The organism is Desulfosporosinus sp. BICA1-9, assembly GCF_000802135.1.
This window is the reverse complement of record NZ_JUEE01000241.1, coordinates 1-16,010: the sequence shown is the minus strand read 5'-3', so window position 1 is coordinate 16,010 and position 16,010 is coordinate 1. Positions and strand designations below refer to the sequence as shown.

The 16,010-nt window shown below is 44.8% G+C and carries 15 protein-coding genes; 4 read left to right on the top strand and 11 right to left on the bottom strand.

What is annotated here, in order from left to right; all coding sequences use genetic code 11:
* The first annotated feature begins 289 nt into the window (after positions 1-289).
* From JL57_RS29480 to JL57_RS29465, 4 genes are all read left to right on the top strand, one after another.
* On the top strand, positions 290-2,545 hold the full coding sequence (locus tag JL57_RS29480; protein WP_034145450.1) for a bifunctional alpha,alpha-trehalose-phosphate synthase (UDP-forming)/trehalose-phosphatase: 2,256 nt from the start codon (positions 290-292) through the stop codon (positions 2,543-2,545).
* Entirely contained in the window at positions 2,538-4,232 is a 1,695-nt protein-coding gene (locus JL57_RS29475; protein WP_034145449.1) for an alpha-glucosidase, read from the top strand. The genes JL57_RS29480 and JL57_RS29475 overlap by 8 nt, the downstream gene beginning before the upstream one ends.
* 77 nt (positions 4,233-4,309) lie before the next feature.
* Positions 4,310-5,632 carry a hexokinase gene (locus JL57_RS29470; protein WP_291300743.1) on the top strand — a complete coding sequence of 441 codons (1,323 nt, stop codon included), beginning with the start codon at positions 4,310-4,312 and terminating at the stop codon, positions 5,630-5,632.
* A 271-nt stretch (positions 5,633-5,903) separates the two neighbouring features.
* On the top strand, positions 5,904-6,584 hold the full coding sequence (locus JL57_RS29465) for a DUF421 domain-containing protein (RefSeq protein WP_034145447.1): 681 nt from the start codon (positions 5,904-5,906) through the stop codon (positions 6,582-6,584).
* Between the two features lie 3 nt (positions 6,585-6,587).
* On the opposite strand, the gene JL57_RS29460 is transcribed toward JL57_RS29465, so the two are convergent.
* The 11 genes from JL57_RS29460 to JL57_RS29410 form a co-directional block, all read right to left on the bottom strand.
* The gene (locus JL57_RS29460; RefSeq protein ID WP_034145446.1) at positions 6,588-6,986 is read right to left on the bottom strand and encodes a rhodanese-like domain-containing protein; all 399 of its coding nucleotides are present in this window, start codon (positions 6,984-6,986) and stop codon (positions 6,588-6,590) included.
* Between the two features lie 111 nt (positions 6,987-7,097).
* The gene (locus JL57_RS29455) at positions 7,098-8,807 is read right to left on the bottom strand and encodes a methyl-accepting chemotaxis protein (RefSeq protein WP_291300752.1); all 1,710 of its coding nucleotides are present in this window, start codon (positions 8,805-8,807) and stop codon (positions 7,098-7,100) included.
* Between the two features lie 174 nt (positions 8,808-8,981).
* Positions 8,982-9,851, bottom strand: a complete 870-nt coding sequence (sucD, locus tag JL57_RS29450) for a succinate--CoA ligase subunit alpha (protein WP_034145444.1) — start codon at positions 9,849-9,851, stop codon at positions 8,982-8,984.
* Between the two features lie 135 nt (positions 9,852-9,986).
* Complete coding sequence (gene sucC, locus JL57_RS29445; RefSeq protein ID WP_034145443.1) at positions 9,987-11,102, bottom strand: ADP-forming succinate--CoA ligase subunit beta; 1,116 nt, start codon at positions 11,100-11,102, stop codon at positions 9,987-9,989.
* 57 nt (positions 11,103-11,159) lie between these two features.
* A complete protein-coding gene (locus tag JL57_RS29440) occupies positions 11,160-12,584 on the bottom strand; it encodes a HEAT repeat domain-containing protein (RefSeq protein ID WP_291300742.1) in 1,425 nt (474 codons plus the stop codon).
* Positions 12,547-13,134 carry a 2-oxoacid:acceptor oxidoreductase family protein gene (locus tag JL57_RS29435; RefSeq protein WP_034145441.1) on the bottom strand — a complete coding sequence of 196 codons (588 nt, stop codon included), beginning with the start codon at positions 13,132-13,134 and terminating at the stop codon, positions 12,547-12,549. The genes JL57_RS29440 and JL57_RS29435 overlap by 38 nt, the downstream gene beginning before the upstream one ends.
* On the bottom strand, positions 13,134-13,940 hold the full coding sequence (locus tag JL57_RS29430) for a 2-oxoacid:ferredoxin oxidoreductase subunit beta (protein ID WP_034145440.1): 807 nt from the start codon (positions 13,938-13,940) through the stop codon (positions 13,134-13,136). Before JL57_RS29430 ends, JL57_RS29435 begins: the two co-directional genes overlap by 1 nt.
* On the bottom strand, positions 13,933-15,057 hold the full coding sequence (locus tag JL57_RS29425; RefSeq protein ID WP_034145439.1) for a 2-oxoacid:acceptor oxidoreductase subunit alpha: 1,125 nt from the start codon (positions 15,055-15,057) through the stop codon (positions 13,933-13,935). Before JL57_RS29425 ends, JL57_RS29430 begins: the two co-directional genes overlap by 8 nt.
* On the bottom strand, positions 15,050-15,265 hold the full coding sequence (locus JL57_RS29420; protein WP_034145438.1) for a ferredoxin family protein: 216 nt from the start codon (positions 15,263-15,265) through the stop codon (positions 15,050-15,052). Before JL57_RS29420 ends, JL57_RS29425 begins: the two co-directional genes overlap by 8 nt.
* A 313-nt stretch (positions 15,266-15,578) precedes the next feature.
* Positions 15,579-15,782 (bottom strand): hypothetical protein, encoded by a 204-nt coding sequence (locus JL57_RS29415; RefSeq protein WP_291299888.1) that lies wholly within the window; start codon positions 15,780-15,782, stop codon positions 15,579-15,581.
* The coding region (locus JL57_RS29410) for a hypothetical protein (protein ID WP_034141733.1) at positions 15,751-16,010 on the bottom strand (260 nt) is incomplete at its 5' end. The genes JL57_RS29410 and JL57_RS29415, both read right to left, overlap by 32 nt.

Genomic DNA, 16,010 nt, shown 5'->3' with positions numbered 1-16,010 from the left:
AATACAACATATTCCAATTACCATCAAGTTTCACTGAAACAAACATTTTGGCTCATCAATTGAATTGTTGATGTTCTATTTTTTCATACCTTATTTTGGTAGACATAAGGCAACTTAGATGTTATTATTAAGTTGTTAGGTAAAATAAGTAAAGTCTCTTACAAGGTCTTCTTGATTACACAAGTTTTCAATCTTCTTAGGATTCGCTATTGACTGATATAATTGAGGACCTTGCGGAACCGCCTAACGCGGTTCTTTTGTTTTATATAGAAAGGGAGGAGAAGTGATTATGAGGTTACTAATTGTTTCGAACAGGCTGCCGTTGAACGGAGTTCAACAGGACGGCAAACTCATCTTTGAGCAAAGCGCTGGAGGTTTAGTCTCTGGCTTAAGTGCCTATTTAGATTTGTTGAAAAGCACCTCGGCCCAGGACATCGAATATGTCTGGATCGGATGGCCAGGAATCACGGTGCCTGACAAGATGCAATCTGAAGTGAAGAGCGTTTTAGTGGATCTCCATGCTTCTCCGGTATTCTTATCGGAAAAGGCGATGGACAAATTTTATCTAGGTTTTTGTAATAAGATTATTTGGCCCTTGTTTCATTATTTCCCAACCTATACTGTCTATGACAAGGAGTACTGGCTTCAGTATCAAGATGTTAACAAAATTTTCAGGGATGCAGTGTTGGAGGTAATCCAGCCAGGGGATGTAATCTGGGTGCACGATTACCACCTTATGCTCCTGCCGAGCCTGCTCCGGGAGAAATTACCTGACACTCCAATCGGCTTTTTCCTGCATATACCCTTTCCATCCTATGAGCTCTACCGACTTTTGCCGCCTGTTTGGGGCCGAGAAATCCTGCGCGGACTCTTAGGTGCTAATCTCATTGGCTTCCACACGCCTGAATATGCTCAGTATTTCTTACGATCTGTGCTACGAATTTTAGGCTATGAACACAAGCTCGGGCAAATCCTATCCCAAGATCATGCTGTTAAAGTTGACACCTTCCCTATGGGCATTGACTATCAACGCTACCACTCAACCCCCACTAGTTCAGAGTTTGGGGAAGATATGCAGGATTTGGAACAACTACTGGACGGCTTCAAGGCTATTCTTTCGGTCGACCGCTTAGATTACAGTAAAGGAATCAGCAACCGCTTGCAGGGATACAAGCTGTTTTTGGAGAACAATCCCCAGTGGCGAGAGCAAGTAGTTCTGCTCATGATCGTGGTTCCTTCTCGCGTTGGAGTTGCCCATTACCAACAAATGAAACGGCAGATTGATGAACTTGTGGGCGAAATAAACGGTCGCTTCGGCACGTTTTACTGGACCCCAATTATTTACCAATACAAGTTTTTGCCGCTTGACTCTCTGCTGGCTATGTACCGACAAAGTGACGTCGCCCTAATCACTCCCCTACGGGACGGTATGAACTTAATTGCCAAAGAATATGTAGCTGCTCGCACGGATCAAACCGGTGTGCTTATTCTGAGCGAAATGGCCGGCGCCGCCAAAGAACTGGGAGAGGCTCTAATCATTAATCCCAACAACCTAGAAACCATTGCTGAGGCTTTGCAGCAAGCTCTGGCAATGCCTGAGACAGAGCAGAAAAAGCGCAACCAGGTCATGCAACAGCGACTCAAACGCTACGATGTGGTACGCTGGTCGGGCGATTTTATTCAGGAACTGTTGCAGGTGCAGAAAGGACAATCCCAGGCCCTCCCCCTAAGTCGACACAAACAGACCTTATACACTGCTTTCCATCGGGCCGATAGACACTTGCTGCTGCTTGACTATGACGGAACTCTAGTTCCCTTCACAGACAACCCTGACCAAGCAAAGCCTGATCGGGAACTTCTCGATCTTCTGAAGGAATTAACGAACACGAATACGGACGTCGTTATTATTAGTGGCAGGGATAGAGCAACCCTTGAAACTTGGCTGGGTTTCTTAAATATTACCCTAGTGGCCGAGCATGGAGCCTGGCTCAAACGGCGGGGGGAGCAGTGGCGCTTGAGCAAACCTCTGGTCAACTCCTGGAAACGTCAACTCCTGCCGATGCTCGAAATTTATGCCGACAGACTCCCGGGCTCATTTATCGAAGAGAAAGAATTTTCTCTGGCTTGGCACTTTCGTCAAGCTAATCCAGAGCTTAGCGCCGCCTGTGCTCGAGAACTCATGGACGGGTTGGTAGCTTTCACCTCCAACGTTGATATTCATATACTACAAGGCAACAAAGTAATTGAAGTCAGGAACTCTGAGGTGACCAAAGGATCGACTGGCCTCTCTCTTGCGCTCACCCAAGACTATGATTTTATTCTGGCCATTGGGGATGATACTACGGATGAGGACTTGTTTGCTATTCTCGCACTTGAGCATTCCTGGCCCGGCGGGTTGGCGCCAAAGACGTTTACCATTCGCGTTGGCACAGACAAGTCTCAGGCTAGCTACTTCCTGCCTGATTATAGGGAAGTGAGGAAAATGCTCCAGGAACTGGCAGCTAGGAAAGACATAATAAATGAAGGGATTGGCGTGAATGCCTAAAAAAAAGTGGTGGAAAGAAAGCGTTGTTTACCAAATCTATCCCCGCAGCTTTAAAGACAGCAACGGGGATGGCACCGGAGATCTTAAAGGAATCATCTCCAAGCTTGATTACCTGCAGTACTTAGGAGTTAATGTGCTCTGGATCAGCCCAATTTATCGTTCCCCCAATGTAGATAATGGGTATGACATTAGTGATTACCGGGGAGTCATGGATGAGATGGGTACCATGGCAGACTGGGAGGATCTACGGGACGGGCTGCACAGCCGTGGCATGAAGTTAGTGATGGACTTAGTCGTCAATCACACCTCAGATCAACACCGCTGGTTTCTAGAGTCCCGCTCAAGCAAAGACAACCCCTACCGCGATTATTATATTTGGCGGGCGGGCAAAGACGGCAAAGAGCCCAATAACTGGTCTTCGGAATTTAGTGGTTCAGCTTGGGAGTATGATGCTTTGACCGAGGAGTATTATTTACACGTCTTTTCTAAAAACCAACCCGATCTTAATTGGGAAAACAAAAGAGTGCGTTACGAAATTTATGATATGATGAAGTGGTGGCTGGATCAGGGCGTTGACGGCTTTCGCATGGATGTAATCAACATGATTGCCAAAGACCCTATGCTACCTGATGCCCCTGCCAAAGACAGCTCTCCTTATCAATGGGGAGGGCAGTTCTTCATTAACGGCCCGCGCTTGCAATATTACCTCAGAGAAATGTATACGAAAGTTTTGTCTAAATACGACATTATGACCGTGGGAGAGACCCGTTGGGTTGATGCAAACCTGGCATGCGTTTTTGTGGATGAGTGCCGCCATGAACTGAACATGCTCTTTCAATTTGAGCTGTTGGAACTGGATTACGGACCCAGCGGCAAGTGGGAGAAAAAACCCTGGGAACTGGCAGACTTTAAACGCATAATCAGCGACTGGCAAACCAAGCTCGCAGACTTCGGGTGGAATAGCCTCTTTTTAAGCAACCACGACCATCCCCGCATGGTTTCCCGTTTTGGCAATGACAGCACCTACAGGGTGGAGTCGGCAAAAATGCTGGCTACGTTACTTCATACCCTCCAAGGGACACCTTACATTTATCAAGGGGAAGAAATCGGCATGACCAATGTCTGTTTCGATTGCATTGAGCATTATCGAGACATTGAAACGCTCAACATGTATGCAGAAGGTCTGAAGAACGGCAAAGACCTTCAGGAACTGACTGAAGTCATTTATGAAAAAGGACGAGACAATGCCCGCACTCCGATGCAGTGGGATAACAGTCCTAATGCCGGTTTTACGGAGGGCACTCCCTGGATCCCCGTTAATCCCAATTACCCAGACATTAATGTTGAGCAGGCCCGACAAGATCCGACTTCTATCTTGCACTATTACCGCAAGCTCATTGAACTTCGCCGCCAATACCCCCTCTTTGTGTACGGGGATTATCATCTGCTTTTGCCTATGCACACCAAGATCTATTCCTATCTGCGCCATTGGGAGGAGGAAACCCTCTTGGTTATTCTGAATTTCTTCCATAAGAGTACCGCTTTTACCCTTCCGAAAAAGGTCATCTTCCAAACCGGCAGACTGATCATTGCCAATTACTCGGACACTAAAGCTAAAATTGTTGCCGATGACCTTAAGGAATTCTCCTTGCGCCCGTACGAAGCGCGCGTGTATTTGCTGAATTAGCCCGTAGAACAGTCAGTGAATAAAAAAGCACCTGGAGTTCTTTGGCTTTAGAATCGTGCATTGGGAGGATGTGTATTTTGTTAGAGCAAGGTTTAAAACAATTGGAAAACGAATTATCAATCTCTCTGAATATGACCTTAACGATAGCCTCCCGTTTTCAGGAGCACATGGAGCAAAGCTTAAGCGGGCGTGTAAGCTCGCTTAAGATGTTTCCCTCCTATCTCCAGGCTCCGAACGGCTATGAAGCCGGAACCTTTCTGGCCCTTGATTTTGGTGGTTCGAATGCTCGGGCTGCTGTCGTCGAGCTTAGGGGAGCAGGGAATTTTCTAGAATTACATAAGCTAAGTCGGCCTTTGTCAGACCCCGAGTCCGGGCGCGACTACCGGGCTGCAAGCGTGACGGCTGAAGAGCTCTTTGATTTCCTGGCAGGGATTATTCAGGAAGTGCTCTCGAATTCTTCTGCGCATCCCACGTTGAAGTCTAGCACTTCAGGACCACTTCCCCTGGGTTTTGCCTTCTCCTTTCCCTATCGCCAACAAACGATCGGGGAAGGGTTTCTCCTTTACTGGAACAAAGAAGTTGAGACGTCCGGGGTGGTCGGCAAAGACGTCGGTCACTTGCTCTCTGCAGCACTTGAGCGCCGAGGACTTGGCAGTGTCGTAAGCCTTACTGCCATTATCAACGACACTGTGACCACCTTCCTAACCGCAGCCTATCAAGACCCCAGCCTAGACATCGCCTCGATCATCGGCACCGGGCATAACACCTGCTACCTTGAACAGAAAGCACCGGGATTTGAGGCTCCTGTCATCATAAACACCGAGTCCGGGAACTTCTCCGACGCTCCGGATACCCCCTACGATCAAAGGCTTGACCTGGAAAGCGATAACCCCGGGGAGCAACGCTTCGAAAAAAAGCTCTCCGGCAAATACCTCGGAGAGCTTTTTCGTCGGATTGTCCTAGATTTTTCCCAGCGGGGGCTGTTTAGTGGACTTAATAACCCCCCTGCCCCTGCCCGCTGGAACCAACCCTATTCCATAAGCGGCAAAGACTTGGCCCTAATCCTTCTTGAGGAGGACAGTCACTCACGCCTTGTGCCAAGAGATGAGTGCTTTGCTCTTAAACGCATCGCGCATCTGCTCACAAAACGGTCAGCCCAGCTGGTGGCGGCCAGCTTCATCGGAGTTGTCCGACATCTCGACCCGCACCTCGACCATCGTCACACTGTTGCAATTGACGGCTCCCTATACAAAGGAATGCCTGGCTACGCCCAGGAATTAACGGTTGCCTTAAGCGAAGCGTTAGAGAGTAAAGCGGGACTGGTCACCGTTAAAATGTCAGCCGGAGGCTCCCTAACAGGGGCAGCGATTGCAGCGGCTCTGGCAAAGCTCGATAAATAGTTCAGCATTCGCAAGAAGAACTATGTCGGATTTTATGTCAATAGCAAACTTTTGCTATTGACGTTTAATTTGGTTTGAAAACTCCTATCACTTAATTCTAAGCAGGGGTCTTAAAATCCTTTTTCTCTTGTGAATTAAATTGCATAGGGTCGCCCTGTTGTGCGGTAAACTACAATTTAATAAATTACGTTTGACTGTTAATTTTTAATGTATATTCCATAGAATAACGTTTAATCTACCAATTAGACGTAATACTAAAGGAGTGTATTTTATGGGTTTAGGACAGTTAACAGTAGAACTGATTGTAGGTTTTTTCAGTTTATTACTTATTACTAGGGTTTTAGGCAAAACTCAAATCACACAACTTACTGCTTTTGACTTTATTTCAGCGCTAATTTTGGGTGAGCTTTTAGGTAATGCAATCTATGATGATGACACTGGCGTTGTAAAAATTTTGTTTGCTGTTACAATTTGGGGCCTCCTAATCTTTGGTATACAACTTGTGGGTCAAAAGTCCATTACATTAAGGAACTTTTTAGAAGGTAAACCTGCCTTAGTTATTCAAAAAGGGGTTATTGATCGCCAAGCACTTAAGAAAAATCGCATGAACCTCAATGAGCTTCAAAATCTATTAAGAATTAAGGATGTATTTTCCGTTCGAGAAGTTGAATATGCTATACTCGAACCAAACGGGTCCCTAACTGTTATACGAAAACCTGAATTCGATACCCCGACACTTAAAGATCTTAATATTCCTTTAAATCGCAAATCCCTCCCTATGCTTCTTGTAAGTGATGGAATAATACTTAACGATAACTTACTAACAATCAGCAAAAATGAATCTTGGCTTAAAACTAAACTAAAAAAACAAGGGTTTGATAATGTCAATAATATTTTTTTTGCTGAATGGAGGGAGGAAGATGGTTTATATGTCCTAGAAAAAGATCAGTAATCCTCACTTCTTGCCAGAAACCGTCTTGTATGGCCAGCGTATTATGCCCCCCAAATCAAAAATATTAGTATAACCCTGCTTTAATAACATCCTTACAGCAGCTCTACTCCGATTCCCACTCCTACAATAGATGAAAATAGTGGCTTGTTTGTCCGGCAATTTCTTGCTAGCGACCCTTGCCAAAACACTTAAAGGAATCAATGTGCCTCTGGGGATGTGATTTTCGATATATTCCTCTTGGGTTCTGACATCCAGCAGAATGATTCCCTTTTCCGAATCTATTCTCTTTTTTGCTTCTAATGGGTCGATTCTTAATTTATTAACCTTCCCAGAATTCTTCATATATGCCCAGATTACTAGTACTCCTACTAACAAAATTACTGTCGTCACGGTCTGATTCATACTCAAAATTCCTCTCTATCAATAAATTATGTCAAAATGCCAGTATACCCTCCCGTGGTATACTGGCATTGCAAGGTGTGATAGTATTTTTGTCAAATAAAATTTTTTCATTTACTCTTCGACTGAAAATTTATTGAGATTTCCCTTGAGGTTATGAGCTAATTTGGCCAAATCCTTTGAACTTTCAGCCATATATTCAACGATTGAGGTTTGCTCCTCAGTCGTAGCGGCAATCTCTTCGGAAGATGCTGCAGATGCTTGGATTAAATCCGATATATTTTGTGTAAGACTTAACACCTTATATGCATCCTCGTTCAATCCTTCAAACATCTTGCTAATGTGCTGTGCATCGAATTCTGTCCGTTTAACGTGCTCCACAATCTTTGATAATGAACTTCCACTAATTTCATTTAAAAATACTTGTTCTTCAACTGACTTTTTATTATTCTGCATGATAATCATGCTATCCTTCGATGATATCTGAATTCCTTTAACTAAACCAATAATCTTATTCGATGCATCTTTCGACTCTTCTGCCAATTTTCTGACCTCATCAGCCACGACAGCAAAACCATGTCCAGCCTCACCAGCACGGGCCGCCTCAATGGCAGCATTGAGGGCTAATAAGTTCGTTTGGTTAGATATTTCAGTAATTAAAGTAATAATTTCGCCGATTTTGTTGGATTGGTTTCCTAAGTCATCAATCAATTTAGAGGCTTCTGTTACGGATTCCGCTATGATAGTTAGATGCTCAATCGCCTTATTGATTGAATCTTGCCCCTCAATTGCAACTATTGTAGATTTTTTAGCTTCCATAACTGTTGTATTCGCTTCTTGATATCCGATTTCTACTTGAGATCTAGTTTCTTTCATCATCTGTACGATGAGTACACTTGATTGAGTTTGTTCGGTAGAGCCATTTGCCAATTGGCTCGTCGTCATAGCAATTTGATTTGTTGAGCTTGCTATTTGACCTGAGGCATCGGCAAGTTGTTGGGAGAAAATTAAAATTTCGTCAGAACGTCGGGAAACATCATTGATAATAGCTCGCAAATTATCTTTCATCATATTCATTGCAATATTTAAAGTATTTATCTCATTCTTACTCTGATTGGTCACGATTTGGTCCAATTTTAGTTTCCCGTTACTTATTTCATTGGCGATGGCAACTACCCTATTAAGTGGTTTAGAAATAGAAGTCGTAATTAGCCAGCCGATAATCGCACATAAAAGTATGGAAGAAATGAGCACTATGATTAATATTTTTGAAGAAAGTTCTGAGTTGTTCTGTATTTGATTCTTAAGCTTATTGGCATTTTCAGCACTGTGATTTGCTAAACTGAGTAAACCATTATCTAACCCAGCATAAATCATATTCCCGGTTTTAAAGGTAGCGAATGCTGCAGAAGTACCGTTTGTTTGGGCAACAAGCATGATTGATTTTCCAAAGGAATCAAAGGCCTGGAAATTAGCCTTAAATGCTGTTAGTTGATCACTTTGATATGTATCTATATCCAGGCTTTGGTATTGGTCCACTAATTCAAAGATTTTTTTCTTGTTTTCTGCAATTTTGGATGAAAACTTACTCTGTTCTTCACTTGAGGATAAAATTAATAACAATAATTCTACCTCATTATCACTATTTAGTTTGCGAAGATCACTTATGGTCTGAATTTGTTTTAACTCTTTGTTATACATTGTATCAACATAATTATTTGTGATAGACAATTCATAATAACTTATAAGGTTACTTATTAATAGAAATGCCGAAGAACAGATAATAAGAATTAATATTTTAGATGAAACTCTTAGATCATTAATCTTGATAAAAATACCCCCTTTTTCATTAGCTACGAAGAAGTAATATCTCGAATACGGTTAGGGTCAACCTTTTCGAACAGAGCCAATTCCTCCTCGGTCGGGGCAAAGGTTTATGGATATCCGTCTGAGCAATTCCCACCCTGTATTAGCTTGGACCTCAGCCAATTCAATTAATTATCTGCCTAATACTTCTTTAATGACTTCCGGAACTTGAAAAGGCATTTCCACTACCCTTGCACCCGCTTCAAGCAAGGCCTTAACTTTACCCTCATAGGTTCCCATACCGCGTTCGATAATAGCTCCCGCATGCCCCATCCGTTTTCCGGCAGGGGCACTCTTTCCAGCAATATAGGCTACCACCGGCTTGGTCATTTCTTTAATATAAAGAGAGGCCTCTTCTTCGGAGTTACCTCCGATCTCACCGATTAATACAACAGCCTTAGTTTCTGGATCTTCCTCAAACTTCTTTAAGACGTCCACAAAGCTCAGACCCACGACTTTATCGCCACCCACGCCTACCACTGTGGACTGACCGATACCCTGAGCGGTGAGATTGCCAACGATTTCGTAGGTCAGAGTCCCTGAGCGGGCCACAACTCCCACCGATCCGGGAATGAAAAACTGATTTGGTGGAATACCCATCTTGCATTTCCCTGAGGACACAATGCCAAAGGTATTCGGACCGATTACGGAAGCATTTACACGTTTGGCATAAGCCACAACTGCCATTTCATCATGGACCGGAATATGCTCAGTCACTACTACAACGACTTTTATACCTGCTTCAAGGGCTTCCAAGGCAGCATCCTTGGCAAAAGCTGCCGGTATAAAGATGACTGAGGCATTGATCCGATGATTTTCACTGGCCGCGTGCACACTGTCGTATACCGGGATACCTTCGATTGTGGTACCGCCCTTGCCTGGGGAAGTGCCAGCGACAATCTTGCTGCCATAAGCGAGCATTTGCTTAGTATGGAAAAGGCCCTGTTTACCGGTAAGGCCCTGGACTAATACTTGCGTATTTTCATCGATTATTATAGCCAATTCAACTAGCCCTCCTTGTCAAAACTTGTTCACCACGAACTCGAAGTGCGATTTACGCTGTGTGATGTGTGAACCTCGAACCTGAATCTCGTACTTCGTGCATCGAACTACGAACTACGAACTACGAACTACGAACTACGAATTGGCCAATTCAACTGCTTTCTTAGCAGCATCCTGCATGAAGTCATAGGCCTCAATGCCGACTTCCTTCAGTATAGCTCGTCCGGCTTCTTGGTTAGTGCCCACCAGGCGAATTACCACTGGAACCGGGATCCCTCTATTCTTTTTGACGGAGGCAAAGGCTCTTGCCACATCATCGCAACGGGTAATGCCCCCAAATATGTTAATGATGATAGACTTAGGGTTTCTAGACAAGATGAGTTCAAGCGCCTTGGCCGTGCCTTCCTCTCCTGTTCCGCCGCCCGCGTCAAGGAAGTTGGCCGGTTTTCCTCCGTAATAGGTGAGAGTATCCAGTGTACCCATAGTAATACCGGCACCATTGGCCATTACTCCGATGTCTCCGTCCAGTTCCACAAAAGAAAGACCCAGGTCATGAGCTATCTTTTCGGCAGAGGTACGTTCTTCCACCCTAGGTAAATCTAATTGACGATAGAGCGCCTCGTCGTCTATCGTCACCTTAGCATCTGCAGCAATGACGTGGTCTCCACTGATCACTAACGGATTTATTTCCACTAGATCAGCATCTTTTTGAGTAAAGATTTGGTACAAGGTTTTTATGATCTTGACCAATTCCTTGCCTTGGGGGGTATTCAAAGGTATACCCATTCTTCTGACAACATCGTTGGCGATGAATCCTTGCATACCAAGTTCTACATCGATATGCTTCTTAACAATGTACTCCTCAGCAACTTCTTCAATATCCATACCACCGTGGGCCGATGCAATAAGCACCGGCATTTTAGTCGCTGCGTCGATGGTGATGGACAAATATAGTTCTCGATCAATTTGCAGTTTTTCTTCCACAAGAAGAATATCTACCGCTAGGCCCTGGATGGTCATGCCCAACAGTTCCTGAGCAGCAGCTCTCGCTCCTTCCGGATGATCGGCAAATTTAATACCACCAGCTTTACCCCGCTTACCGGACAGAACCTGGGACTTGATCACCACAGGACCCCCAATTTCCGTTGCTACCCGGAACGCCTCATCCGGATTGGTAACCATTCTCCCCTTTGGTACCGGAAGGGCGAACTTGGCGAAAACTTCCTTACCCATATATTCAAACATTTTCACTACCCGAATCTCTCCCCTCTGTCAGTATACCTTTAACAACTTCGAGGCATTTATTGTTCAAGTGGAAAAGCCCTCCCCACTACGACTTTCAATTTTTCGGACTGCTCCCCGAGCTCGTTCTCTTACATTAATCGACTCTCCATAATCCTCAGCAACTCTTAATAATTCTTTGGCAGCTACAATAGCTCCCAGTTCCCCAAGTGCCTGGGCAGCCATTTCCCTCACTCCAACCACAGGATCTCGCAGCAATTGGATTAACGAAAAAACAGCGCCTTTATTGCCAATACGCCCCAATGCTTCACAAGATCTCGCTCGAATTAAGCTGTCATTGTCTCCTAAGCATTTCATCAGTAGATCAAAGGCTAGGGGAAAGTTGGCGAACACCTTTAGTAAGTAGATATCGACTCGTCTGCTAATTTTTTGATAGATACTGCTTAGTACTTCCAAGGCCTGTTCCTTGTTTAATTCACGCAAAGTCCAATCAATCAGTCGAATTAAAACTTCCTGATTTTGATTCAGTAGAATTCGTTTGGACAAGTCAACATCATGAATTGAAATTGCCCTCTTCAACTGTTCCCCAAGTTTAGGGAGCAGATAACCGGCAATGGTTTGAGCGCTTTTTTCACTAAGGGTTAAATTGCCGGCTTTGTTCTTCTGAATATAATGCAGTGAAATTAGTCCATCTATGACGCACGAAAATAGATTACCTCGTTGGTCTCCACCAGAGGCCCCCATTCCGTATCCCCATATTCCGGCAGCTTCGCCCATGGCTGAAATTAACGAGTCTTCATCCAACTGGCCTTCATGAGTATGAATAATTTCAAGCAAAGTGACTAAATCTTGGACTTGCAAAGGCATTCCCAGATCCCAAATTATCTGTTCCAATTTTAGGTGTTCCTTATATAAAGGTTCTCCAGCAACAGCAGTGTGGAATTGGTAGAAGAAACTTAGCTGTGCGAAGCCAAATTCCCTCAACTCGGAGTTTTGTTGGCATTCTAAGAGGCTTGCCCTGGTATTCGCCGTAAACGCTTTGACTTTTTTTAATCTTAATACCAATAGATCAAGATAATCTAAAGGATAGCCAGTCCTTTCGGCGATATTGGGCAGGGATTCGTCCCCGATCCAGAGGCGGAAAATTCGGCGCCAGGGTTCCTTAGGATCCATAATTTGCGGACGGTTGAGAATCTTTTGCGCTGGTATTAGTAAGTCTTGGGCTAAATCCACAACCACAGCGGAAGGGTTTGCAAACTGGTTTTTTAATTTCCATTGAATTATCTCGGCAAAGGTGGAATTGGTCAGTAAGTCCGCATTGTTGCAAAAACAATTGACGAGATCTGGAATAATCGTTTCATTGATATATTTAAGAGCAAGAGGACTTCTAGGCCCACCCCATTCCTCTAATAAAACGGCGGCCAGGCTTTCCTTTAAGCTGTTTAAATCATGCTTAGTCCAGTCCCATTTCATTAACTTTAATTCCGCCACTGCTCATCACCTTCCCAGCTTCCATTCCCATCTGCCACCCTAATTCCAGAGCTTTGATGTTGAGTTCCGCTGTCCCTCTGGGTGCCCGATGCTCAACTGCCTGCAATACATGCTCTAAAGGAATTTGTCCACTTAATGAAGCCACGACTCCCAAAGCCACGACATTAGCGCTTTGTTCAGAACCAAATTGAGTGCGAGCAGCTTTTGTGATCGGCAAAGAATAAAAATTGATACTTCGTGGCTTAACTTCTGTCACTTGAGAATTATCCACAATCAGGATGGCCTCTTCATTAAGATGTAAGCCATACTTTTTATAAGCTTCTTGACTGAGGGTTAAGACAAAATCAGGGTTTTCGACTTTCGGGTAATAAATCGCTTCGTTGCCGATGATGACTTCCGCCCGACTGGCACCGCCCCTGGCCTCCGGACCATAGCTTTGACTCTGCGCGACATTTTGGTCGGCATTAATTCCTGCCTCAGCCAACATGATCGCCGCTAAAATCAGGCCTTGTCCGCCCGTTCCGGTTAACAGAAATTCTTGTTTAGCCATCAGAGATTGCCCTCCCTTAACTTCTGTCTTAGTTTCTCATATTCTTGCGTAAACTCTGGTGCCTGTCGCTTAAAAATCTCGCCAATTTGAAAATCTTCCTCGCTTACAGGCTGCTTACCTGCTTTGAAGGCATGCTCCTTTTGCCAGATCAGCATATCGGCTGGAGTTTTAAATTTATTTCTTCGTCCGTAAGAAACAGGACACTGGGAAATGGCTTCCACGAGGGAAAAACCCGGATTGTTATAGGCATCCATGACTAATTTCGTCAGGAGTTGATTATGATAAGCCGTGGCTCTTGCCCCAAAAGTAGCACCCGCTGCTTTAGCCAACTCCAGAATTTGAAAGGGTCTCTCCAGGTTGCCAAAGGGAGAGGTCGTTCCCCGTTTGGCGTGAGGGGTTAAAGGGGAAGTCTGACCACCCGTCATCCCGTAAATGCTGTTATTTATGACTATGGCGGTTAGATCAATATTGCGCCTGGCGGCATGAATTAAATGATTACCCCCAATGGCCGTGGAATCTCCATCTCCCATGATCACGAAGACATCTAACTCTGGTCGAGCCGCTTTAATTCCCGTAGCGAAGGGCAATGCTCTCCCATGGGTCGTGTGGATGGTAATAAAGTCTAGATAGCCTGGCATGCGCGAGGAACAACCAATCCCAGACACAAAAATCACCTTATTTTGGTCAAGCTGCAAGGTTTTGATGGACCGGACGATGGCGGCCATGATGGTTCCTATGCCGCAACCCGGGCACCAGATATGCGGTAAGGTCTCGGTCCGGAAATATTGAGCAATATCACTAAACATTTTGTAAAACCTCCCGAATCCTGCCCAAAACTTCTTGGGGAGTGATTAATTCTCCGTCAATGCGGTTTAGGCGTTCGACTGCTTTATAACCAAAGATTCGTTCGATTTCGCCGACTAATTGACCGCAGTTCATCTCCACAACTAAGTACTTCCGGTTAGAATAGGTCTCCAGCTGTTTTTGCGGAAAGGGCCAAATCGTGATGGGGCGAAAGAGTCCAACCTTTAGGCCAAGGCTTCGGGCAATACGAACCGCCTCCAAGGCAGAACGGGCGGTACAGCCGTAAGCGACGACGATCAGTTCGGCATCGTCAAGCTGGACCTCTTCGACTAATTGGATCCGCTCTAAATAAGGATTTAGCTTCTGGTTTAAACGCTCCATGAACTTTTTTGTTACTTCCGGGTTCCCGATGGGCAAGCCCTTTTCATTATGCGTTAACCCTGTGACATGGTAACGGTAACCGTCGCCAAAGTTCGCCATGGCCGGGATCATGCTCGCATTGTTTTCATAAGGAATACATTCACTCGGAGGTACGGCTGGCCTTTTTCTATCGACGATGGTTAATTCTTGAGGTAAGATGACCTTTTCACGCAAATGCCCGATCACTTCATCCATGAGTAAAATGACGGGAATCCGAAACTCCTCGGCAAAATTAAAGGCTGTTACGGCAAGTTCATAACACTCTTGCACGGAGGAGGGCGTTAAGGCAATGATCGGATGGTCGCCATGAGTGCCCCACCTCGCTTGCATAACGTCCGCTTGGGCTGGGGACGTCGGTAATCCGGTACTGGTACCCCCTCTTTGGACGTTGACCACAACACAAGGAACTTCTGTCGCAATGGCATAGCCTAGGTTCTCCTGTTTGAGTGAGAATCCTGGCCCACTCGTTGCGGTCAGGGTTTTTAGCCCTGTTAAGGAAGCCCCAATGATCGCTGCCATGCTTCCTATTTCGTCTTCCATTTGGATAAAAGTACCCCCGATCAATGGCAATCTCTCGGCCATTATTTCGGCTATTTCTGTAGAAGGTGTGATTGGATAACCTGCATAAAAAAGAACTCCGGCCGCCAAAGCCCCTTCGGCTACTGCTTCATTCCCTTGCATTAATCTGGCTTTACTCATCGTTAGTCACCTCGATATTAATGGCGAAGTCTGGGCAAAGCCGTTCACAAATCTTACAGGCTATGCACTGCTCTGGCTTAGCCACCACAACCTTCCCAAATTCGTCGCTTTCCAGAACTTTTTTAGGGCAAAATGCTATACATATTCCACATTTCTTACACCAATCTTGACTGACCAAAATGGTAGCAGTCTGTATTGCTAGTACCAAAGCCTAAACATCTCCTTATGCTTCCCGAATACTAATCCGATATTAAATGCTCTGCGAACGGGCACTTTCCTCAGCTTTATTAACAAGATCGCTCACTTCCCAGGGTAGTGACGCTACATTAGGCCACGCTGCATGCAAAACGACTTTGCTGTCGTTTATTTTAATGAAGGATAAACCGAAGACTAGGTCTCCCCCAAAACCAATGTTCTCTGTAACTCCTCAGACGATAGTTATTTCCGTTTTCGTGAGTATCATCTCGTTTGAGTTCATCAGCAGGTATAATAAGAAAAACCTCGGCTGCGCCTCGGTCCTTTTATTCATCTAGGACATCTGTAATTTTATACTCATTCCCATGAAGACCCTTATAATACTCCGGATACATGGTGCCACCACATTTCTCACAACTAAACTGTGGAGGTACCATGGAATCCCCATCATCCATCGCATCCATTGTTCTAACGACGTCTAAGGGTATCTCCTCATTTTCACGACACTCCAAACATATATAACTGATCACACCCTGCTTTTCCTCTATCCTCCTGAAGTTTGAGCTTTGGTCTCTTTTCTTCTTCTTTTTGGGGTTTCGCGACTTCGATACCGGTGAAATTGTAAATCATCCTTTCCATGTAGCTTTTTGCTGTATCATCACTGGCATATTTGATCTCCAATTGGCCGTCTTTCAGACACACTTCTCCCCTGTATTCATAGCAATTCTCACAATGTGGACATATCATCGGGTCTTTAC

Bases quoted from the DNA above. Each gene is read 5' to 3' on its own strand.
- JL57_RS29475 (WP_034145449.1), top strand. From the start codon at position 2,538: ATGCCTAAAAAAAAGTGGTGGAAAGAAAGCGTTGTTTACCAAATCTAT.
- JL57_RS29425 (WP_034145439.1), bottom strand. From the start codon at position 15,057: ATGAGTAAAGCCAGATTAATGCAAGGGAATGAAGCAGTAGCCGAAGGG.
- JL57_RS29460 (WP_034145446.1), bottom strand. From the start codon at position 6,986: ATGAATCAGACCGTGACGACAGTAATTTTGTTAGTAGGAGTACTAGTA.
- JL57_RS29430 (WP_034145440.1), bottom strand. From the start codon at position 13,940: ATGTTTAGTGATATTGCTCAATATTTCCGGACCGAGACCTTACCGCAT.
- JL57_RS29480 (WP_034145450.1), top strand. From the start codon at position 290: ATGAGGTTACTAATTGTTTCGAACAGGCTGCCGTTGAACGGAGTTCAA.
- JL57_RS29465 (WP_034145447.1), top strand. From the start codon at position 5,904: ATGGGTTTAGGACAGTTAACAGTAGAACTGATTGTAGGTTTTTTCAGT.
- JL57_RS29435 (WP_034145441.1), bottom strand. From the start codon at position 13,134: ATGGCTAAACAAGAATTTCTGTTAACCGGAACGGGCGGACAAGGCCTG.